This is a genomic window from Sphaerospermopsis reniformis, assembly GCF_005402885.1.
Lineage (GTDB): Bacteria > Cyanobacteriota > Cyanobacteriia > Cyanobacteriales > Nostocaceae > Sphaerospermopsis > Sphaerospermopsis kisseleviana.
In genome coordinates, this window is record NZ_BJCE01000648.1 from 1 (window position 1) to 251 (window position 251).

The 251-nt window shown below is 39.4% G+C and carries 1 pseudogene; it reads left to right on the top strand.

Annotation, left to right across the window (positions count from 1 at the left end):
• Window positions 1–232: pseudogene (locus tag FFR48_RS29925) on the top strand (hypothetical protein); the annotation flags it as partial.
• Window positions 233–251: the final 19 nt, after the last annotated feature.

Sequence of the window (251 nt, forward strand, 5' to 3'; positions counted from 1 at the left end):
TACCGTGGTTCTACCAAAGATGAAAAATATTACCAATTATATACATATGTACCCAAAACGCGCTAGGGGTATACTGGGAATCAGCTATGATCAATTTATTTCATTGATGGAGGTGGCGAAGTTAACTAGACCTGTCCGAAAATTAAAAAGGCAGTCTGTGTATGGCTTTGAGGATGTTCTCATTTCAGCCAGACTTGACGTAATCATCAGGGCTAGAGATAGTTACTGTTAGTATAGCCCGGAAAAAATGC